The sequence below is a fragment of the Pseudanabaena sp. PCC 9330 genome, assembly GCF_055795045.1.
Map to the genome: position 1 here is coordinate 95,606 of NZ_JAYFES010000120.1, position 21,029 is coordinate 116,634.

The following is a 21,029-nucleotide window of genomic DNA, read 5'->3' on the forward strand; positions in this document are numbered from 1 at the left end:
TTATAGTTACGTTTTTTAGCATATCGCTAAGTTGAAGGTTTCTCTAGCACCCTGGGCCAAGGTTATGCGGGGTGGTGACATGGCAATTGCCACGGAGATGAGGAGGTTTTGATAGGAGCTTTGGGGCGATGGCGAGCCAGCTAGCCGTCCCCGGCTGAGCGGTCAATCGATCATCCGGGTCCTCAGATAGCTGACCAGCGTTATAGAGGCAGCAGCTAGAGCGGAGCCTGCCAACTGCCGCGATCGAGAGCCGATTGCACCGCCTGGCGCTGATCGCGGTGGGTAATCCAGCGGTGATAGGTGCGGGTGTGCATGGCCACCGAGTGCCCCATCATGCGCGCCGCTACGGTGTCGGGTAGGCCAAAGTGAATGGTGCGCACCGCCCAGGCATGGCGCAGATCGTAGGGCGAAAAGGGCACTCCGTAGCGCTTAAACTGAATTGCCACCTGCTGACCTACCCGCTGCAGGGTCGTGGTTGCTAAGTCAGTGTTGATCGGGGGTAGTTTGCCCTGGCCCAGGGAAAAGCGATCGACCCACTCTGGGTAAAAGGGCCAGACGTCATGCAGGCCAGTTTTGGTGGTTTCTAGCACGGTGATGCGATGCTCAGGATCGCCGCTGCGCAGCCCCTGGTAGTCGCAAAAAAACACCTCGTGGTTGCGCAGACCGTAGGTGGCCATGATGCCGTAAACGTAGCGCCAGGCCGGGTTGGGAATGCGATCGTGCCACTCCACAATCACTTCGTTGGAGGGCAACAGCCGCCGCTGGGTTTTGCCGCTGCCGTAGGTGCCCCCCAGTTTTTCTATGCTTGCGGGCAGCGCCACTCCCTCAAAGTCGGCAAGGGCCTTTAGCGCTGTGCAGGCCACCTGACGGCTGCGGGCGTGGGGGGGCAGCGCCTCTAGGGTGGCCACGATGGCCGCCGCCAGGGGCTGACCAGGCTGCCGATCGACCTGGGCCGCTAGCTGTTTCAGGTAGGGGGCGTAGGCTTTGTCCCAGGTAGTTTTGCGGCTGGCTAAGGCGGCGATATCGGGGCCATGCTGAGCCATCAGGTGGGCCTCAAACCGGGCTATGCGATCGGCTAGGGGTGGCTCCTCAGGCGGGGTGTCCTCTGCTGGAGACAGATAGTCGGCCCAGTTAAACCGCCGCTCGATTAGCTGAGCGGCAATTACCTTGGCCTCTTGCTCAATCTGCTTGAGCCCGGCGTTGGTGGCCGGTAGCTTGAGGGGAATGCGCTGCTGGTGGGGGCGGGTTTTGCCGCTGCCGAGGCGAGGGGGCAGGGTGCCCCGCAGGCTGAGGCGATCGCCCCGTCGCTCTACCTGCAACCCAAGACGGGCCGCCTTGAGGCGGGCATTGAGCTTAGCGATCGCGGCATCTAAAGCAGCAGGAGCAACCATCACCTTCGGAAACCGTTCGTCCAGCTTGTAGAATAATTGAGATACTAAGTACATACTTTAGAGCCACTACAGTGCCATGGGTCGTGTTGGGGTCTTATTGCTAAATCTGGGGGGGCCAGAACAGCCCGACGATGTCCGCCCCTTTCTGTTCAACCTGTTTGCCGATCCAGAAATTATTCGCCTGCCCTTTCCCTTCTTGCAGCGCCCTTTGGCCTGGCTAATCTCTAGCTCTCGGGCCAAGCAGTCCCAAGAAAACTACCGGCAGATTGGCGGTGGCTCGCCCCTGCGCCGCATTACCGAAGAACAAGGCGCCGCTCTCAAGCAGGTCTTGGCCGACAAAGGCACCGAAGCCAGTATCTACATCGGCATGCGCTACTGGTACCCCTTCACCGAAGAAGCAGTGGCCCAGATCAAGCGCGACGGCATTGAGCAGCTAGTTGTGCTGCCCCTGTATCCGCAGTTTTCCATCAGCACCAGTGGCTCCAGCTTTCGGCTCCTAGAGCGCATCTGGCTCGAAGACCCTGCCCTGCAGCGTATTGTCTATACCGCCGTGCCCTCCTGGTACGATCGCCCTGGCTACAGTGAGGCCATGGCCGATCTGATTGCCCAGGAGCTTGATAAACTCGAACATCCCGACCAAGCCCACATTTTCTTTAGCGCCCACGGGGTGCCCGTCAGCTACGTCGAAGAAGCCGGTGACCCCTACCAGCGCGAGATCGAGCACTGTACCGAGCTGATTATGAAGGCGCTCAACCGCCCCAACCCCCACACCCTGGCCTACCAAAGCCGCGTCGGCCCGGTAGAGTGGCTACAGCCCTACACCGAAGATGCGATCGAGCAGCTGGCCCAGCAGGGGGTCAAAGACCTGGTAGTGGTGCCCATCAGCTTTGTCTCTGAGCACATCGAAACCCTGCAAGAGATCGACATCGAGTACCGCGAAATCGCCGAAGCCGCCGGTATTCATGGCTTCCACCGGGTGCCTGCCCTCAACACCCACCCCCGGTTCATCGCCGATATGGCCGACATGGTTACCGAAGCCCTAGAAGCACCACGCCAGCTTTTTTCCGACGTGGTGCACCCCGATAAGAAAGTCAAAATTTACCCCCAAGATCGATCGGCCTGGGGGCTCACCCCGGTGGCCGAGGTGTGGAATGGGCGGCTGGCTATGGTTGGGTTCTTGGCTCTGCTGCTAGAGCTGGTCAGCGGTCGTGGCCCCCTTCACTTTGTTGGTATTCTTTAAGATCTTCAGCCCAAAGCCCATAGGGATCTGCGCTTAACTTGCGTTTAGATTTACTGTATCGGTAGTGTTGATCGCTACAGAGCTATGTCGCTCAATCGCGATTTGACGGACGTGCAGCCATGCCCAAAAAGCAAGGAATTAGCAACCATCTTGCTCAACCTGAGCAAGATGAGTTTACCCTAGGGCTCAGGGCGCGATCGCCCAGGCCAGCGACGCCACAGGTAAGAAGTGCGAATTCCTAGCCACAGCAACAGTAGGGCGATCACACCCCCCTGATTGGGCGAGTCAAAGGCGAACACCGCCAGCACAATGCACAGCCCGTCCACCACAAAAAAGAGCCACAGGGGCGGGCGCTGGGGGCGAAAAAATAGCCCCACCTGCAACAGCTGGATCACCAAAGCCAGCAGGGCGCTAGTCATCCCCGCCACTAAGTTAAGCCAGCTATCTAGGCCCAGCGTTCTGGCGACACCAATGCCCGCCAGCGCTCCAACTCCGGGGCTGAGCACCAGCTCCAAAATCTGGAAAAACCGCTGGCTATAGCGGTTCTTAGATAGCATCAGCTCAGCTATCGACCAGGTTGCCAACACCCCCAGGACTAGGGTTGGCGGCAGACGACACAGCAGTGGCACGTTGGCCCACAGCTGAGAGCCAGACATGAGACCAATCAGCAGCAGCGGCAGAGCCAGTCGCAGGCCTGTCGCTGCTGCGATCGAGAGAATTGCCAATAGCTCAGTGATAATCACGATGGATTTATAAACCCAATTAAGGGTAGTAGCCAAGAGATACGGCTCTATTCGCTGAGGGCGGTGGAGAGGTAGTCAGCGGCAGCCTGCACCACCGCCACGGCATTCTCATAGACCATGCGAGTTGGCCCCAGCACCCCTACGCTGCCAACTGCTCGGTCGCCCCGAGTGTAATTTGAGACCACTAGAGCGCAGCCCTGCATGGGCTCCAGAGGGTTCTCAGCGCCAATCCACACTTTGACATCGACGCCGCTCAGCCCCGCCCCGCCAGCGGATGGCGCTTCATAGAACAGCGGCCACAGCTGTGACTGATCTTCCTCCAGCAGCCTTACAATGGCCTGAATGCGCTGGGCATCAGAAAACTCGGGCTGGCGCAACACCTCTGCTAACCCGCTGACCACAAATTGGGGGGTCTCCGTCACCTGCGATCGCTGAGCTAAGTCTCCCAGCGCCCTACCCAACAGCGCTCCATAGTCCTGAAACTCTGCATCTAGATCGTCCCAGCAGAGGGTCGTCACATCGCTCAGAGAGCGCCCGCGCAGGTGCTGGGTCAAAAAGTTTGACAAAATTTCTAACCCCCGGCGACCCGGTTCACCGGCACCCCCCGGCTCAGAGGCTCCCAGCATTGCCGGGAGCTGCACCACCACCGACTGGGTAGCCAAGGAGTCAAGCAGCACCACCATCAGCACCTGCCCTCCCTCTACAGCCACCAGCTGCACATGGCGAATCAGCACGGTGTTAAATTGGGGCACCGTCACCAGGGTCAAATAGCCGCTGATCTGAGCCAAAATTTGGGTGGCCGATCGCAGTAAAGACTCCAGGCTGCGGCCCATCCAGTCTAGTTCTTCTGACAGAGCTGCATCGACCCGCCGCCCCACCTGAGTCGCTGGCGACATCAGGCGATCGACGTAGAGGCGATAGCCAAAGTCAGAAGGCACGCGCCCCGCTGAGGTGTGGGGCTGGTACAGCAGTCCGTACTTCTCAAGCAGCCCCATGGTGTTCCGCACCGTAGCCGGACTCACCTTGAGGCCATATTCCTGGGCTAGGGCGCGCGACCCAACGGGCTCTGCGGTGGCAATGTAGTGACGAATCGTGGCCTGCAGCACCTGCTGATGGCGCACACTGAGGGAAAAGGCAGAGTCCATAGGAGAGCAAGACATGCAACTACGGCTTTGCCTTACCATAACAGATGTTTTCTGGGGTTCGTCGAGCCCCGGGTTACAGGTCTTTGCTCTGGCTAAAGAACTCGCCCACTTTAAAGCTGGCGGTGCGTTCAAGCTGAGCCATGGTCGATCGCGTGATCAGCTTACCCTGCTCCACCAGCACCTCGCCGGTGATTGGGTGCAGTAGGTCTTGATCGGCCCGGCGACCAATCAGCGCCTCAATGTCTTGCAGCGAGTTGACATACATCCCCGGCGGTAGCTCAACTACCACACCGTCAGCAATCACCCTGGCCTGGCAAGCTAGGCGCGAGTTGGGCTTGCAGGAGGTAATCACCTCCAGCGTACGTTGCTCTCGGCGGTTGATCGGGGTCAGTGCCTCCATCCCTGACTCTACATAGATGTGGCAGGTGGCGCACATGCCGCGCCCCCCACACTCTCTCAGCACGTCTAGGTCTTTGTTCAATAAGACCGACAGTAAATTGCCGTTGGTCTCAACAGATGTCTCTTGGGCGATGGGCTCTAGACGAACAGTTTTAGCCATAGTTAGGTGCGTGGAGGTGGAATCGGTGTAAGTCAAGATAGTAGCAAGCTGGGTCAGCCATAGACCCATAGTTCTAGCGATCGCCCCAGATTTTCCCCAGCTAGCTTAGACCCAGGGAGATCGGGTCAGGAGGTTAGTCCGGGGGAGTGCCCAACAGCAGAGTATGCTCCTCGGGCGTGAGGGCTTGCTCACACACCAGCGATTGAAAACTGCGGATGGTTTTGCCGCCGCGACTGAGGAATGCCGCCACCCAGTCTTTAAGCCCTTGGTGTTGATCTGGAGTGAGCAGAGTCTGACCATCGAGCCTGGCAATAAAATGGCCGTCTTTTTGCACCTCAAACTGCTCTAGCCAGGGGTGGGGGGGGCGAGACTGCTTCCAGGTATTGATCACTATAATTTTGCCCAGGTACTGGCTGGCCCCATCGCTCAGATGGTTGAGCGCTGCGATCGCCCCCTCGACATCGGGCTGAGCCTTAGCCTGGCTCGGAGCCAACTCTGCTTCCGGTGGCCCCGGCCGATCTGGTGCGATTCCTGGTGCGGTTCCTGGCGCTGTGGCCTCAACCGACAGAGACGCACTACCCAGGGTGACGCAGCCCGCCAGCAGCCGAAAGGTTGGCACTGCGTTATGGGGCGCTTCCACCAGGGTTTCCTTGAGCGCGTTAATAGCGGCCCGATACTCGGTCAAAGCCATCTGGTCTCTGATCAGCACCAGCAAAATCAACCCCTGGTCGAGCTTATAGATATAGGCCAACTGGGTGCTAAATCGAAACGTAAAGGTCTCAAATTGGGCAGGAGTCGTTTCGACCACCTGCTGAATACCCTGGGCCAGGGCATCTTGCTGCTGGGTGTTGAGGCTAATGTCTGAGCCCAAAAAGAAAGGACGATTGCGCCCGTCAATCAGAGCCATCCCAGAGATGCCGGGTAAATTCAGGACAGTCTGGATTACCTGACGTTTCATAAATCCTGCGGGGTTCCGTTCTAAATTTTGGTGTTGAGTGTCCCGAACCAAGTAATCTAGGGATGACAGACTGCGTCCAGTACCGGGCCTAGGACAATTAGTCCACCTAGGATCAGAGCGGCAGTATCAGTATAGAGTGGCCTGTATTACTATCATGGTTTGTTGGCATCCCAGGATTATCGTACGTTAGGGTTAATGCCCATGTCTGACCTTCCCTTTACCCTCGATCAGCTGCGCATTCTCAAGGCCATCGCAGCGGAGGGCAGCTTTAAACGAGCGGCAGACAGCCTATATGTCTCTCAGCCGGCAGTTAGCCTTCAGGTACAAAACCTAGAGCGCCAGCTAGATGTACCGCTGTTTGACCGGGGCGGGCGGCGAGCTCAGCTCACTGAGGCTGGGCATTTGTTGTTGAGTTACGGCGATCGCATTCTCAGCCTGTGCCAAGAGACCTGCCGTGCCATCGAAGATCTCCAAAATTTGCAGGGCGGCACCTTGATTATCGGCGCTAGCCAGACCACTGGCACCTATCTGCTGCCGCGAATGATCGGCCTATTTCGGCAAAAGTATGCGGACGTAGCGGTGCAGCTGCATGTCCACTCCACCCGTCGAACTGCCTGGAGTGTGGCCAATGGCCAAGTTGATCTAGCCATTATTGGGGGTGAAATTCCTCCCGAATTACAGGACTCTTTAGAAAGAGTGCCCTACGCCGAGGACGAACTCGCACTGATTATGCCGATGTATCATCCTCTGGCCAGTCAGGCCGTAGTACAGCGAGAAGACCTCTACAAGCTGCACTTTATTGCCCTAGACTCGCAATCTACCATTCGCAAGGTGATTGATCAGGTGCTCACCCGCTGCGGAATTGAAACCCGCCGCCTCAAGATCGAAATGGAGCTCAACTCCATCGAGGCGATCAAAACCGCAGTACAGTCAGGGCTAGGGGTGGCCTTTGTATCAAACTCTGCCATTGAAAAAGAGCTTCAGATGGGCGTACTGCACCGAGCCAAAATCGATTCGGTGGTGGTCAACCGCACCCTGTCGGTCATTTTTAACCCCAGCCGCTACCGCTCTAAGGCAGCCGCTGCGTTTACCACCGAAATTTTGCCCCAGTTTACAAACTTGCCCCTTAACTTTAAGGCCACGGGTTCAGAGAAAAATATTGCCGAGAAAAATGGCGCTAAGCCAGCCTCATCACCCCCAGAGCCCCTTAACCTCAGCGCCCCCTGAGCAATGCTCTAGGCATCTTGAACTGCCGATGGATTGCTGGGAATCGCAATCAGCCCATCTTTGTGGATATGGATCAGTTGGCGCTGGCGTAGCTTGCCCATGAGTCGGGTGACCGTGACCCGAGTCGAACCAATGGCGCTGCCAATCTGAGCGTGGGTCAGTGACCAGGGCAGGTAGTACCCTGACTCGCAGGGCTCGCCAAACTCCTCGATCAGCAGGGTGAGAAAGCCGAGGAGGCGATCGATGGTGCGCCGCTGCCCCAGGGTGCTGAGCCACAGCAGCTTGCGCTGGTGCTGATAGCGAAAGGCATCGAGCACCTCGCGTCGAAAGTGAGGCCAGTTGTCTAGGTCGTTCCAGTAGAGCCAGATCACAGTGGTCTGATCGACGTGGGCAAAACTCTGCAACATAAAGGGAGCCTGGGCCACAATCTCAAAGGGTTGTCCAGCCCCAACAAAGCCAAGAAAAGCCTCTTCACTGAGGCCCATGGATAGGGGGGAGGTCGTCTCTTCGTCGCCTGGCTCAAGCTCTAGATCTGCTTCACTGGCCTCCTGGTCACCGGCTGCTTGGGCCGAGCCCACCAACCGCACCGCGCCGCGCTCTACCAGGTAGAGCAGCCCAGAACGGGTAGGAATGCGCTCGTTTTGGTTAAATGTCCTTGTCCGGTAGTGGGCGTGGGCCCAGTCAGTAATGCGCTGCCAAGTCAAAAATGGTCGGGCGTTATCAGAGGGAAGAGATGATTGCATAGCCAGCAGCTGGATGAAACGGTACAGACCACGACCAATGGACAAGACCCGAGGCTAGGACGCGATCGCTCAGGCTACTTCCAGTGAACAGAGGTGCCAAAGCCGTCATAGGCCATCCAATACTAATACAGAGAACCCGTAATTTCCCGTAGCCCTGCTAGCGATTGTGTGCTGTCGTCGTCTGGGGAGACTATCCAACCGGTCTATCGCAGGTCTACCCTAAAACTTTGCCGGACTGTCGACGGCACCATATCCTGACTATGGCGGTTATTCTGAGGCGATCGCTGCGCTCCCGTTTTCAACGATACAAAAACCCATAAGAAAAACTGTTCATTCAATTGGCTGCTGGGGGGTGACATTCCCCCATGGTGATCCTATAATTCAAATTGTGTGAGGAGCGAACCAGAAGAGATGCCGAGACGAAACACGGCCAGTCGTCGGCATCTCTTTTGTTTTGTAGGTTCTCCCAAAGGTTTCTCATTCTTGACGCCTTTTCCCATCGGCACCACGGCCTAGAGCATCTGATGCGGGTAGGTGGCCAGAGCAGAGCAGGGCACCAGGTGCACTCGGTCTCAGTCAACTCCAGCAGGGTGCCCAGGGCGTCTCCAGAGCCGCCTTAGAGGTAATCGGTTAAGGGGCACTGCACCGCTGCCTAGCTCATCAGGCGATGGCGCATGCCGTCGGCAATTTTTTGCCCCAAATACTCAGGAATTAGGCTTTCGTTGGGGCCAAGCAGGTAAAGAATAAGTCGGGTGCGGCCTCGCCACACCAACAGATTCGCATTGACCACCAGCAGATCTTCCTGCCAGATGGCGTACATGACTTTATAAAATAACCCCGGCTGGTTGTCGGCTTCGATCAGTAGGGCCGGTAGGTGAAACACCGGATCGATGTAGAACTCAGTCTCAACTCGCTCTAGACCGGCGTCGAGATTAAATTCAACGGTTAGCATTTCCTCGACTTCAAACCGTCCAGCCAGGGTTTCTTGCAAAGCCCGACAGACATTTTCTGTCGTCTTGGGGGTAAGCGTTTTGCCACCCCGCGATACCACCAGCTTGATAAACACCAGCATGGGGGGGTGAATTTGTCCGTAGAGACTGAGGTTGTGGATGGTCAGCCCGTAGGCGGCCAGCACACCAAAAATATCGCTCAGCAAAAAGGACTGATTGCGATAGACAAAGTACAGAACGCTTTTGCTGCCCTCGGGCCGAATGTCGAGAACGGCTTTTTTTTGTTTATAGAGTTGGTAAGCCAAACGCAGATTTTGCAGCTGAATTTCGCTGCTGACAAACTGCTCATAAAACTGCGGAAAGGCTCGGTTGAAGCGTTTAAGCAGCTCAACCATAGAGGGGTTTAAGCCGGCGGCCATGGTGGGAAAGGTGGAACTCCATGGAGGTAACGTTAGCATTGACCGCATTGGGAAACCTAAGGTCAGGCATATACTTCTGTCCTAACGGTTTTAGCGATCGTTGTCGTCAGGGAAAATTCCCAAAACGAACATGAGGAGAGCTTTTGCCGGCAACTTGAGCTCTGGTTAAGACGTTTGCATCTCAACGGCGTCTTAATCCAGGATGGGATATCTGCCCCAGGGCCTGGTGCCACAGTACTCAGAACTGGCATCGACTTGAAACACCCTAAAGCAAGATACCCCCAGTTCAGCTCGGGGTCTGTAGCTTTTCCACAGGCAAAACTCTACTCCTGGGACTTGGGTGAAGCTGATCTATTATCACCCAAAAGCTTCTCAGTTCGAGGCGATCGCCCCGGCAGGGCCGTGATCCACCCCAGGTGAGAACCGCCAGCACAAATCTGAAGTTAGCCAGAGGCAGGGGGTTTTTATGGGGATATACTATAGAGAAATATAGTTCAGATCTAAGCTTAGCCCTAGCTACCGCAGACTGTTCGCGGATTGCAGCACGCTAGCTTAACCCCCTGAACGTCGTGCCACTTCGTTATCAGACAGGGCCTGCATGGGTTTTTGGAAAAGTCTTTTCATCGGATCCGATGGCATCTCATCTGGGGAGGCAATGTCGGGTGGTACTGTTTTAGAGGCCCTACCGGAGCAAGGTGAGGGGGCAACCATCGTGTTTAGCACCGATCGCGACCTCGACCTCTACGAGCTAGAAGAGCTCTGCAATGCTGTGGGCTGGGCAAGGCGACCCATCCGCAAAGTCAAAAAGGCGATTCAGCACAGCTATCTGGTCGTCACTATGTGGGAGCAGCGGGGCGCTCGTCGTCGTCTGGTGGGTTTTTCTCGGGCGACCTCTGACCATGCCTTTAACGCCACCATTTGGGATGTGGTGGTGCACCCCGATTTTCAGGGCCGGGGCTTGGGCAAAGAGCTCATGCGCCAGCTCATTAAAAAGCTGCGCAGCGAAGACATTAGCAATGTCACGCTGTTTGCCGACCCTCAGGTGGTGGAGTTTTACAAGGGGTTAGGGTTTATGCCTGACCCTGAGGGCATTAAGGGCATGTTTTGGTACCCAGACTAGCGCGATGGCTACCAGCGCTAGGGCACAATCCAAGGCTGATTTTGGGCAGGCAGGCCTGGGGTAGCTCAGCTCAGGGAAGACAGCCCCAGGAAATCTGGGTTTAGAACTTGCGTCTGCCCTTACAGCGGACGCGGGCGCTCTACTTTGCGCCCATCCCAAGACAGCTCTAGAGCCTTGCGAAAATCATCCATGGCCAGGGTGGCACTGTGTCCTAGGCGAATGCTGGTGTGGCCTCGACCAATGTAGGCTTCGGCTAGGGCGGGGCTGAGGTCAATGGCCCGGTTGAAGTTGTGAAAGGCCAGATCCCACTCGTCGAGAAAATAGAGGGCATAGCCGCGATCGCAGTGGGCGAGGGCATCTTCGGGGTTGAGGGCGAGGGCGCGGTCAAAGTCGGCAATTGCCGCCCGGTAGTCTTCTTGACGGCTCAACACCCGCCCCCGGTTGGCCAAAATGCGGCCGCTGCTGGGGTTAAATCGCAGGGCCAGGGTGTAGTCAGCGATCGCACCTTCCTGATCGCCCACTTGGGCCCGCAGCAGCCCTCGACTGTCGTAGAGATCGGCCAGGCGAAAGCGCAGGTTGAGCGGCGTATCTTCGCTGAGGGTGGCATCGGGGCTGTCGAGGGCCAGCCCCACCAGAGTCTGATTGTAGGATCGATCTTGCAGGGCCGGGTTGAGCTCTAGCACGGTGGTGTAGTCGTCAATCGCTCCCTGAAAGTCGCCCAGCTCGTGGCGCAGCATACCGCGATTAATATAGGCCTCAGCGTAGTCGGGCTGGCAGATCAGAGCCTGGTTGATATCGAGGGTGGCCTGGTAGTAGTTGCGCAGCTGAAAGTAAGCTACCGCTCGGTAGTTGCAGGCCTCGGCATGGTGGGGATGACCCTGCAACAGTTGGGTAAAGTCGGCGATGGCAAACTGGTAGGCTTCCCGGCGATGCTCGGCCAAAACAGCATGGGCTCCCTGTTTTAGGTAGGCCAGCCCGCGCCACAGCAAAACCTTGGCAAAGCTGGGCTGAGCAGTCAGCGCCACCGAAAAATCGGCGATCGCACCACCATAGTCTTCTAGGTCAAGCCTGATCCGACCGCGGTTGCCGTAGGCCTTAGGCGCATGGGGAGCTAAGGCAATAGCCCGGTTGAGATCGCCCAGGGCTGCCGTTAGCTGCCCCAGCGTTCGAGCTAGACTGCCTCGATTGATGTAGGCGTTGACAAAGGCTGAATCGAGGTCTATTGCCGTTGAAAAGTCATCAAAGGCCGCGCTCAGGTTGCCGAGGTCGCGGTGGGCACAGCCACGGTTGTAAAATGCTTTGGCGCAGGTTGGATCGAGGGCGATCGCCCGAGAAAACTGCTCCGCCGCCGCCTGAAAGTAGCCCAGACGAGCTTGCTCAATGCCCGACCTCAGCAGGTCACCCAGTTGAAAACTTTCAATTGTCATTGGTTTGCGGGGGAAACCATACAGGACACTGCTTGCGCAGGAACTAGTTGTACAGCAACTAGGCACTGGTAACACTCACGTCAATCGCCGGTGCTTTTAACCCCAAAGTTCTACTATTATGCACGATTTATTTTTCCTTAGTCGCAGGCCAGGGCTAGGGGCAATCGGGCAGCCATCTAGGACCCCAGGGGCAACAGACTCCCGATCACCTCTGGCGTAGGGCCTGCACTGTCGCGGTCACCGCGTCCACTACCTGATCGATCTCAGTCTCGGTGGTGAAGCGCCCCAGTCCAAAGCGCAGCGAGGCATAGGCTAGCTCGTCTGATCGACCCAGCGCCTTGAGCACAAAGGATGGTGCAGTGCTAGCCGCGCTACAAGCCGACCCCGACGAAAGGGCCACCGTGCTCCGCAGCCCCAGCAGCAACGCCTGACCATCGACGCCTTCGACGCTGAGATTGAGGTTGCCGGGTAAGCGCTGGGTGGGGTGGCCATTGAGGTGCAAGCCGCCCAGGGGGTGCAAACCCTGCCACAGCCGCTGTCGGAGGGCTGTCAGGCGATCGCCCTCCGCTGTCATTTCCCCTAGGCCCAGATCTACTGCCTTGGCAAAGCCGACGATCTGCGGCGGATACAGGGTGCCCGATCGCAGCCCCCGCTCTTGCCCACCGCCGTGGATCTGAGCCGCCAATGGTACCCTTGGTCGGCGTCGCACGTAGAGCGCCCCAATGCCCTTGGGGCCATAGACCTTGTGGGCGGTCAGCGACAGCAGATCGATCGGCATGGCCTCGACATCGAGGAGTATTTTGCCGATCGCCTGGGCGGCGTCGCTGTGAAAAAAGACTCTGCGATCGCGGCATCGTGCCCCGATCTCGGCTAGGGGTTGCAGCACACCAATTTCATTGTTAGCTGCCATTACCGACACCAGCACGGTATCGTCACGAAAGGCTTTTTCTAGCTGATCTAGATCGATGAGGCCATCGGGCTGCACCGGCAGATAGGTGACCTCAAACCCCAGCGACTCTAGATACCGGCAGGGGGCGAGCACGGCGCTGTGCTCAGTCTGCACCGTGATCAGGTGCCGCCCCCGGCTAAAACAAGCTTCGGCAACGCCCTTAATCGCCAGGTTGTTGGCCTCGGTGGCCCCGCTGGTAAAGATAATCTCTTCAGGGCTGGCGTTGATGGCGGCGGCCAGGGCTGCTCGCGACTGGGTCACCGCCGCCTCGGCCTCCCAGCCGTAGGCGTGGGTAAGGCTGCCAGGGTTGCCAAAGTGGTCGGTGAAAAAGGGCACCATCGCCTCGACCACCCGTGGGTCGACTGGGGTGGTGGCCTGGCAGTCTAGATAAATTGGCCGGTATCCCATGCCCTGTGCCTCTCCCCAGTCACTTGTTTTTTAATCTGGCTGGGCTGCGCCGGTTGCTGCCCATGGCCTAACCGATTCTACAGGCAGTACCGCAGAGAACTTTATAGCTCACCCCTAAACACTCGATACTGATTGCGGCCATCGGCTTTGGCTGCGTAGAGAGCCTGGTCGGCGGCCTGGAGCAGACTCTCTGGCAAGCGTACTGGGGTGGGTATCGCCGTCGCGATGCCAAAGCTGAGGGTCAATATCGGCCCACTGGGGCTCGCTCCGTGGGGGATGGCAAAGCGGCTGAGCTGATGCTGCACCATCTGCACGACGCGAATAGCTCCAGCTTCGTCGGTGTTGGGCAGTACCAAGGCAAACTCTTCGCCGCCGTAGCGAGCGGCCAAGTCAGCGGGGCGACGCACCCCTGCGCGAATGGCGCTGGCAATCTGAGCCAGGCACTGATCGCCAGCGGCGTGGCCGTAGGTATCGTTGTAGGGCTTAAAAAAATCAACATCAGCCAAAAGCACGCTGAGGGGCTGGCGCTGCCGGGCTAGTCGCTGCCACTCCTGAGCGAGATAGTTATCAAGCCAGCGACGGTTGGCCAACTGGGTCAGGCTGTCTATTTTGGCGATGCGGTCTAGCTCCTGGTTGACAGCTTGCAGCTGACGGTAGAGCTCGGCCTGGTGTAAGGCTGTGGTGAGCTGATCGGCAAAGTGTTGCAGCATGTTGGCCTCAAAGGGCTGCCATCGGCGGTGTGCGCCACAGGCATGCACCACCAAAATGCCCCACACTGGTGGCTCATCAGTCCCGAAGGGATGCACAATGGGGGCCACTAGGGCCGACTTGACCTGCAAACCGGCTAAAAAGGTGGCGATCGTCGGGGGCCACATGTCAGCAGCAATGCTGTTGAGGATGAGCGGCTGCCCGGCCCGAAGCTGCTGTAGGTAGCGGTCTGGCAGTGGCCCAGGGGGAATGCTGGTCTCGACAATAGAGCTATAGCCTGCCCCAGTCGCCTGCTGCACAATACGCCGATCGCCGTTGGATAAAATTTGAAAGATCACAGCGCGATCGGCCTTAAAGACCGTTTTAATACCTGCGACAGTGGCGTTTAGGATGGTGTTTAAATCTAGACTTTCACGCACTCGCGCCGTGAGGGTGCGCAGCAGTTGTTCTTGATCGACCCGGTTGCTCAGGGTCACTTCGGCATTCTGAAGATCGAGCTGGAGCTGTTTGCGATCGGTGCAGTCTTCGGCCCAGCCTACCAGGTAGCGGATCTGCTGGTGGTCATCTTCGACGGGTCGCACCTGGGCCTGAATCCAACGCACCTCGCCGTCGGGGCGCACAATGCGATATTGGCGCTGCACTGGCTGCCCGTCAAACTGCTGCGTCACAGAGCTTTGCACCGCAGCTAGATCGTCAGGATGGATGTGCTCAAGCCATCGACCCGGATCGTCGTAGAGAGCCGATCGAGACTCGCCCCAGATGCGATCGTAGGCCGCACTGATATAGAGAAACTGCCCTGAAACAGCGTCGCGAACGAAAAGGATTTGCTCGACATGCTCGGTAAACAGCTGAACCAGTGGTGCCGGCTGATGGTCGGTCGGCCTCTGGGCTACCTGCCGCCTCAGCTCTAGTATCTGGGCTTGCAGCTCATTTTGATAAACCCCCTGGCCCAGCTGACGGGCCACATGCTGGAGCAAACTCAGGTTTGAGCGGTGCCATGGGCGCGGGCTGCCGCAGTGGTGGGCGATCAGCAGTGCCCAGAGATTGGCACCAGAGAAAACTGGCACGACGAGATTGGCCTGCACCTGGAGCCGAGTGAGCAGGTCGGCGTAGCAGGGTTCTAGATCGCTCTGTCCAACGTCTGCGATCATGCCCACGTGCCCTTGTCGATAGCGATCGCCCCAACCGCCAGCAAAGCAGGGATCGTAGATCAGCTCACCTCGCAGGAGTTGCCATGGAGCCCCTACCGACTCGGCAGCAATCACCCCGTCGTCGTTAGGCAAAAAGCGGTAAATTACCACCCGATCGGTTTTGAGCAGGTGCCGTAGGGTATCAACGACTCGCTGTAGAAAGGTCTCCAAGTCTTGGGCAAGAGCCGCCGCATCGCAGACTGCGGCTACCGCCTCTAAGATCTGCGTCTGACTGATGTCTGGTTGTGGAGAGGATTTACGCGTCATACCTCAGACAGCTATAGAGATATGTGTTGGTACTAGCTTTATTGACAAAGCTGTGTCAGCCCTCACGGCGGAGGCATGCCTCAACTCGTTATTTGTCTGGAGCCAGACTTAGAGACAAAAACACACAGAAGAGACGTACAAGCTGCCAGAGAGCACTTAATGCTTACACTGCACACCAATTATCAACTAATGTAAACCCCCCTACAGCCTAAAAGATAGTAGCCTTAGAAAGCTGAGTGAGGCCACGGAACTCGGCCAAGATAGCCCCGTGACAGTTCTGACCTCCGGGACATGGTCGCTTAGCCCTGCCACTGGCGCATCTATAAACTGGCGCATCTATAAAGATGACTACAAAACGCCGTTGGGATGAGCTGCCCCAAGGGCCAAACTAAGACTTGTCGATTTTATCTGTTACGATGTAGTTTCGTCGGCCATCCGGTCTGTGCTGACCAACGGAATTTGCTTACCAGCCATTCTTTTGAAACCATTCACTGCTCTTAGACTGGGCCCAGGTACTTGATTTGGGGTAGGGGCACCACTCGGAGCTACAACTTCATGACATTTGATCAACTCGGTCTCACGGCCGGTTTACTTCGCGCTGTTTCTGACCAGGGCTACACTGAGCCTACGCCCATTCAGGCGCAGGCGATCCCTGCGATTCTTCAGGGTCAAGATATTTTGGCTAGCGCCCAGACGGGCACCGGTAAAACCGCTGGCTTTACCCTGCCCCTGCTCCAGCGGTTGGCAGAGACTAAAACCACGGGCAAGCGTATTCCTCGTGCCCTAGTGCTCACCCCCACCCGCGAGCTGGCGGCTCAGGTGGGCGAGAGTGTGATCACCTATGGCAAGCACATGCCTTTTCGCGCGGCGATGGTCTACGGCGGCGTCAGCTTTGGCGGTCAGGCTCGTCAACTGCGCCAGGGTGTCGATATTCTCATTGCTACGCCGGGGCGACTGCTCGACCACGTTAGCCAGGGCACCGTTGACCTGAGCGCCGTTGAGATTTTGGTGCTCGATGAGTGCGATCGCATGCTCGACATGGGCTTCATCCACGACATCCGCAAAATCATGGGCCGTCTACCCGACGAGCGCCAGACCTTGATGTTCTCGGCCACCTTCTCCAAGCCCATTCAGCAGTTGGCCCACACCCTGCTAAAGTCGCCCGTGCAGATCGAGGTGGCCCCCCGCAACACCACCGCCGAGCGGGTAGAGCAGGTGGTGCACCCCGTTGATCGCCACCGCAAGCGGGAATTGCTGTCCCACATCATTGGCTTTCACAACTGGCAGCAGGTGCTGGTGTTTACCCGCACCAAGCACGGCGCTAACCGCCTAGCTGAGCAATTGGCCAAGGATGGCCTCAAAACTGCCGCCATCCACGGCAACAAGACCCAGGCTGCTCGCGCCCGTGCCCTCAAAGACTTCAAACAGGGCCGCGTGCGGGTGCTGGTGGCCACCGATGTCGCCTCCCGAGGCATTGACATTGATCAACTGCCCTACGTAGTCAACTTTGAGCTGCCCAATGTGCCCGAAGACTACGTACACCGCATTGGCCGCACCGGTCGCGCCGGCAATGAAGGCCGCGCCATCTCGCTGATTAGCGACGACGAGCTGCCACTGCTCATCAGCATTGAACGGATGCTGAAGCAACCGATCACCCAGGATGTAGTAGCGGGCTACGAGCCCTCTTTTTCGTCCGATACCACGAGAGTGCGAACCGTCGGCGCACCTACCAAAGCCCGCCGTCAACGCCCCCGACGACGCACTGGTGATAGCCCTCGGGCTCCCCGTCGGGCCGAAGCCCGAGGCTAGATTGAGTCTGGTGCGCCAGGCATGAGTTTTCAGCTTGTGTCAGCCAAGGGGTAAGCGGTCTCCCAAATAATCTCCGTAGATGAGAGGCTGCACTCTCCCTGCTTACAGTCTTCTGAAAACGCTTTAAGGTCGCCGGGTTCTGTCAGAACCCGGCGATTCTCTTTTAGATCTATAACGAGCAGAGGCGACCCGGTGAATTGGCACTGGTCTGCTAACAGGTGGTAGATGGCTGAAGCCTTGCCTAGCAAGCACGTTCAGAGGTTTAGGGCTAATTGTCTACAGCCCTTGTTCAGCAGGGGTTGTAGATAGCTATCTCCTCTTAAGAGACCAGTGCCGGAGCGCTGCTGGGGCGTTTCTACTCTCTGTCTGGAAACGATTAAAAGCAGCTGCTAATGGACGGCGACTTCCCTGGGATTGTACTCAAGCTCGACGCGATCGCTGTAATCTATTCTGGATATTTTGGGCGCAATAATTTCAACGGTAGATGGAGCCTGAAAATTTCGTTTTTTGGTCTCTGGGTGAGGATAATATATCCAGCTGTTGTAGGTTGAGCCTTGAAATAAAACTCGGCAGCGAGAGAATGAGAAGTCTTCGGGAGGGTGGCGATCGGTCCACTCGACCTGGTGAAAGGTGAGTTCAGGATTGGTGAGTTGAAAGGTGCTGGGACTAATGGAAATGTTGAGGGTTCCTGTAAAGTAGCCTGACAGATCTAAGCCTAAAGCCTTGAAGAAAGGCGTTTGCATTGCAATGGTGCTAGCCGAATACGGGCTATCTAAAGCAGTCCCAGAGGCTACCCCGTGACCGCGCTCTACGGTGCCGGTAACCTTCTGCCAAGTGCGATCGGTCATCTTGAAGAACAGGTTGGAGAACTTGCTGCAGCTAGGGTTTACCAGAGATATAGTGATTATCTCAAAGTTTTTGAGCGATCGCCCATGGGTGCGATCGCACCACAGCGGCGCAAAGGTAGATTTGGCCCGATGGCAACGTGTTGCTTACCCTCTTAACCCACGGTTGAGGCCGAAAGATGCCCCTCTGAATCAACAGTGCCATAATGTTTGCAGGTATAACAAGCCACGACCATGGAAGCCGTTTCTATCCTATTAAGCTGACATGAGAATGAGTAGCCCTAAGTGAGGTGAGGCGATCACAGAGCCCAACAAAATTGATTTTCGTATTGGCCTTCACCTTTTATGCCCAACCTACTACCTACTAATTTCTTATCATTTAAAGTAGATTTTCGTTTTTGTTCGAGTCAACTCTTTTCCTTAGAAAATATCAGCTAAATAATGACAAGAAATTGTGCTTATTGTGGAGAAAAGAGAAAGAAGCTTACCAAGGAACACATATGGCCAAAGTGCCTTATCAAAAAAACTCCATCCTATGTTGCAAGATACTCTGAAAAAGCCAAGAAGGTGTTTCCTGGAGAACTGATGATATCTGATGTTTGCACCTTCTGCAATAATGGAGGATTGTCCTTACTTGACAACTATATCTGCAAGCTGTACGACACATATTTTTGTCACTTTCCGGACAAAAATGAAATCATAAAATTCAACTATGATTGGAGACTCTTGGCGCGTTGGCTCTTAAAGATTTCCTATAATTCTTCTCGATGTTCTGGCGATCAAGATGAGGTTCTGCAAAAATTTTCTGGAGTAATTTTAGGGGTCAATCAAGAGCCAATTGATATAGCTATTTTTGTAGATATAACTGAGCCATCGCCTGAACATGAAGGCAATATAGATCAAGGCAAAATATTAAGTCAGCTTTTTCCTGCAATGTTACGCTGTGGCCGTATAAATATACCGAGATTACTGCTTAAAAGCTATATTGTTAGATTTGTGTTCATCAATGCTTTCTCTTTTTATCTTGTTATACCAAAGCAACCTAACACCGATCCGGACTTTGAAGAGCTAGCAAAGATATTGTCTTTTCTGTCGTTGATAAGATATCTTAATCCAGAAGAATCGGTAATTATATTAAGCTCTACAGGTATTAATACAAGAGCCATGGCGACTACACATTTTATTGATAAGAAAGTTCTATATCAAAATTTCATTCGCGATCAAGGCCTATAATTTAGCAGAAAAACGCAGGCTGAACGGCACTTTGGCATGACTAAAAAACTTTTTTTGGAGCTTTGAAACGTTAGGTTGAACCTTGTTTTACCCAGACTATTACTCATCTAAAACGGGCTCTAGCCAAGAAGTTAGGTAAAGTATTTTGTCCCAATAGACCACTCTTGACGGTCTACATCTTCTATGTTGCCTTGCATGAGTGGGCACAGCATACCAATAGCTAGTGCCTCATACCAAATTAACGTTTTGATTAAGGATCTATTGTAATAAGGCTTTTCAACTACTTTCCAGAAAACGATAATTTCGTATTCGACACGACTTGGATCATAGTGTATGGGAAATCCTGTCTCTCGAGAATAAATTTCTAAGATTTTTGGAATTTTATGATGCTTTGGGTTAAGAATTCTTGTCCTTAGATTTTCTGACATCCCTACATATAAAGGGGGTTTTTCCTCTTCATGAGCTACAACATATATTCCAGGCTCATTAGGAATATTGTATTCTAAATTTTGCCAGCATGAATTTTCCCATCCTCTAAGATAATATAATTTCTTCCAATCTAATTTTTTCATCGCGTCATCAAGTTCACCATTTTCATCTAGATCAATGGCGTCTAATTTCTCTGTATTTGGTCCGAATAGCCACTGAATAGGCCATTGAAAAGTGGGTTCCATAGCATCGTTGAGACTATTGTTTAGTTGACTTCTTAAGAAAATGAAGAGTAAGCATATCTTTTCTTTTTTAAGTAGGAGTCTAACTTAGACCCCCACCTTCACCACCCATATGATGGGCAAACGGTGCCAACTCGTGCCCACTATATCCCTAAGTATTGGCATGCCTTCTAATTAAGGCAGTGTTACCCTGTTAACATTAGCTCTATTCCTCCTCATTACCATCTGGAACATAACGTAAGAAGTCCCCAGGCTGGGCATTAAAGGCCTTACAGATCGCATCCTGGGTTTCCTTAGAGGGAAAAGCATTTGGGTTGTTATAGAGCCGATAAACAGTTGGCTGCGACAAACCTGTGATCTTCCAGAACTCATAAGCATTCTTGCAGCCCTGAGCCTTTGCAAATTCGGCGATGGTGTTGACTATGCCCATGCCATGAAAGTATCACCCTCACGGAGCAGATACTTTCACTGGATGATTGCTATCGTGCGATGATAGTGGTGGCGTGGTGGTTCGCTATCTGGTGTACCGCCCTTGCCAAACTTAAAGCCCAGTCCTTCGGCCTCGAAAACTTCAGGACTGGGCAACTCACTATGGAGCTAAAACCCATGATGCCAGAGACAAGACAAAGCGATCGCCTACTTATCCCAGATCTAGCCGCCTTTCTGCCCGGCCCCGCCCCTCAGCAGCCCCTGATCGATCTGCGAGACCAGCCCTTACCCGACATTTTGCGACTGCTCGCGATCGGATCTCCCCCTGTGGTCAACGGTTGTGTGATTACCCTGTATCGCATGGGCTATGCCCGCCCCGAAGAGTGGTCGCGATCGTTGCCCACCGTAAACCCCAACGAAGTCATGCGCATACTAACCAAACGCATGACCCTGTTCGAGCAAGAGTGAGAATGGCCGAGGTCTAGCCTGCAAATGCTAAAAGATCTCAGGATTCTTCAAGAATCCTGGGATCTAGCTACTGCCTATCTGACTACGGCTAAGTCAGTGCCACCAAAAAACCTGGGTAGGCTCTGTTTCC

Annotated in this window: 19 protein-coding genes; 6 read left to right on the plus strand and 13 right to left on the minus strand. The window is 55.3% G+C overall.

What is annotated here, in order from left to right; translation table 11 throughout:
• Positions 1-215: 215 nt before the first annotated feature.
• The gene (locus tag AC0QKW_RS25315) at positions 216-1,445 is read right to left on the minus strand and encodes a site-specific integrase (RefSeq protein ID WP_473153894.1); all 1,230 of its coding nucleotides are present in this window, start codon (positions 1,443-1,445) and stop codon (positions 216-218) included.
• Between the two features lie 22 nt (positions 1,446-1,467).
• On the opposite strand from AC0QKW_RS25315, the gene hemH reads away from it, so the two are divergent.
• Positions 1,468-2,631 (plus strand): ferrochelatase, encoded by a 1,164-nt coding sequence (gene hemH / locus AC0QKW_RS25320; protein WP_473153895.1) that lies wholly within the window; start codon positions 1,468-1,470, stop codon positions 2,629-2,631.
• A 179-nt stretch (positions 2,632-2,810) separates the two neighbouring features.
• Here hemH and AC0QKW_RS25325 read toward each other — a convergent pair whose 3' ends face one another.
• From AC0QKW_RS25325 to AC0QKW_RS25340, 4 genes are all read right to left on the minus strand, one after another.
• Complete coding sequence (locus tag AC0QKW_RS25325) at positions 2,811-3,410, minus strand: DUF4126 domain-containing protein (protein ID WP_473153896.1); 600 nt, start codon at positions 3,408-3,410, stop codon at positions 2,811-2,813.
• A gap of 11 nt (positions 3,411-3,421) precedes the next feature.
• On the minus strand, positions 3,422-4,519 hold the full coding sequence (gene hrcA, locus AC0QKW_RS25330) for a heat-inducible transcriptional repressor HrcA (protein ID WP_473153897.1): 1,098 nt from the start codon (positions 4,517-4,519) through the stop codon (positions 3,422-3,424).
• 73 nt (positions 4,520-4,592) lie between these two features.
• On the minus strand, positions 4,593-5,078 hold the full coding sequence (locus AC0QKW_RS25335) for a 2Fe-2S iron-sulfur cluster-binding protein (protein WP_473153898.1): 486 nt from the start codon (positions 5,076-5,078) through the stop codon (positions 4,593-4,595).
• A gap of 133 nt (positions 5,079-5,211) precedes the next feature.
• The gene (locus tag AC0QKW_RS25340) at positions 5,212-6,036 is read right to left on the minus strand and encodes a hypothetical protein (protein WP_473153899.1); all 825 of its coding nucleotides are present in this window, start codon (positions 6,034-6,036) and stop codon (positions 5,212-5,214) included.
• 201 nt (positions 6,037-6,237) lie between these two features.
• Here AC0QKW_RS25340 and AC0QKW_RS25345 point away from each other — a divergent pair, with 201 nt between their 5' ends.
• Positions 6,238-7,263 (plus strand): LysR substrate-binding domain-containing protein, encoded by a 1,026-nt coding sequence (locus AC0QKW_RS25345; RefSeq protein ID WP_473153900.1) that lies wholly within the window; start codon positions 6,238-6,240, stop codon positions 7,261-7,263.
• A gap of 8 nt (positions 7,264-7,271) precedes the next feature.
• On the opposite strand, the gene AC0QKW_RS25350 is transcribed toward AC0QKW_RS25345, so the two are convergent.
• Together AC0QKW_RS25350 and AC0QKW_RS25355 are read right to left on the minus strand one after the other, a co-directional pair.
• Positions 7,272-8,006 (minus strand): Crp/Fnr family transcriptional regulator, encoded by a 735-nt coding sequence (locus AC0QKW_RS25350; protein WP_473153901.1) that lies wholly within the window; start codon positions 8,004-8,006, stop codon positions 7,272-7,274.
• A gap of 652 nt (positions 8,007-8,658) precedes the next feature.
• Entirely contained in the window at positions 8,659-9,375 is a 717-nt protein-coding gene (locus tag AC0QKW_RS25355; RefSeq protein WP_473153902.1) for a hypothetical protein, read from the minus strand.
• A gap of 655 nt (positions 9,376-10,030) precedes the next feature.
• Here AC0QKW_RS25355 and AC0QKW_RS25360 point away from each other — a divergent pair.
• Positions 10,031-10,495 (plus strand): GNAT family N-acetyltransferase, encoded by a 465-nt coding sequence (locus AC0QKW_RS25360; protein WP_473153903.1) that lies wholly within the window; start codon positions 10,031-10,033, stop codon positions 10,493-10,495.
• A gap of 119 nt (positions 10,496-10,614) precedes the next feature.
• On the opposite strand, the gene AC0QKW_RS25365 is transcribed toward AC0QKW_RS25360, so the two are convergent.
• The 3 genes from AC0QKW_RS25365 to AC0QKW_RS25375 all read right to left on the minus strand — a co-directional run bounded on the left by AC0QKW_RS25365 (position 10,615) and on the right by AC0QKW_RS25375 (position 15,444).
• A complete protein-coding gene (locus tag AC0QKW_RS25365) occupies positions 10,615-11,922 on the minus strand; it encodes a tetratricopeptide repeat protein (protein WP_473153904.1) in 1,308 nt (435 codons plus the stop codon).
• A 205-nt stretch (positions 11,923-12,127) separates the two neighbouring features.
• Positions 12,128-13,279, minus strand: coding sequence for a cysteine desulfurase family protein (locus tag AC0QKW_RS25370; RefSeq protein WP_473153905.1), 1,152 nt, complete (start codon positions 13,277-13,279; stop codon positions 12,128-12,130).
• 101 nt (positions 13,280-13,380) lie between these two features.
• Positions 13,381-15,444, minus strand: a complete 2,064-nt coding sequence (locus tag AC0QKW_RS25375) for a diguanylate cyclase domain-containing protein (protein WP_473153906.1) — start codon at positions 15,442-15,444, stop codon at positions 13,381-13,383.
• Between the two features lie 555 nt (positions 15,445-15,999).
• Here AC0QKW_RS25375 and AC0QKW_RS25380 point away from each other — a divergent pair.
• Positions 16,000-17,253: a DEAD/DEAH box helicase gene (locus tag AC0QKW_RS25380; protein WP_473153907.1), complete on the plus strand. Its 1,254-nt coding sequence runs from the start codon at positions 16,000-16,002 to the stop codon at positions 17,251-17,253.
• Between the two features lie 389 nt (positions 17,254-17,642).
• Here AC0QKW_RS25380 and AC0QKW_RS25385 read toward each other — a convergent pair whose 3' ends face one another.
• Complete coding sequence (locus tag AC0QKW_RS25385) at positions 17,643-18,101, minus strand: hypothetical protein (RefSeq protein WP_473153908.1); 459 nt, start codon at positions 18,099-18,101, stop codon at positions 17,643-17,645.
• 723 nt (positions 18,102-18,824) lie between these two features.
• Between AC0QKW_RS25385 and AC0QKW_RS25390 the strand changes: the two genes are divergently transcribed.
• Positions 18,825-19,331 (plus strand): hypothetical protein, encoded by a 507-nt coding sequence (locus AC0QKW_RS25390; RefSeq protein ID WP_473153909.1) that lies wholly within the window; start codon positions 18,825-18,827, stop codon positions 19,329-19,331.
• Between the two features lie 131 nt (positions 19,332-19,462).
• Here AC0QKW_RS25390 and AC0QKW_RS25395 read toward each other — a convergent pair whose 3' ends face one another.
• Positions 19,463-20,005 carry a hypothetical protein gene (locus tag AC0QKW_RS25395; protein WP_473153910.1) on the minus strand — a complete coding sequence of 181 codons (543 nt, stop codon included), beginning with the start codon at positions 20,003-20,005 and terminating at the stop codon, positions 19,463-19,465.
• Between the two features lie 202 nt (positions 20,006-20,207).
• Positions 20,208-20,432, minus strand: a complete 225-nt coding sequence (locus AC0QKW_RS25400; RefSeq protein WP_473153911.1) for a helix-turn-helix domain-containing protein — start codon at positions 20,430-20,432, stop codon at positions 20,208-20,210.
• Positions 20,433-20,593: 161 nt separating this feature from the next.
• Here AC0QKW_RS25400 and AC0QKW_RS25405 point away from each other — a divergent pair, with 161 nt between their 5' ends.
• Positions 20,594-20,899, plus strand: coding sequence for a hypothetical protein (locus AC0QKW_RS25405; RefSeq protein ID WP_473153912.1), 306 nt, complete (start codon positions 20,594-20,596; stop codon positions 20,897-20,899).
• The last annotated feature ends 130 nt before the right edge of the window (positions 20,900-21,029 follow it).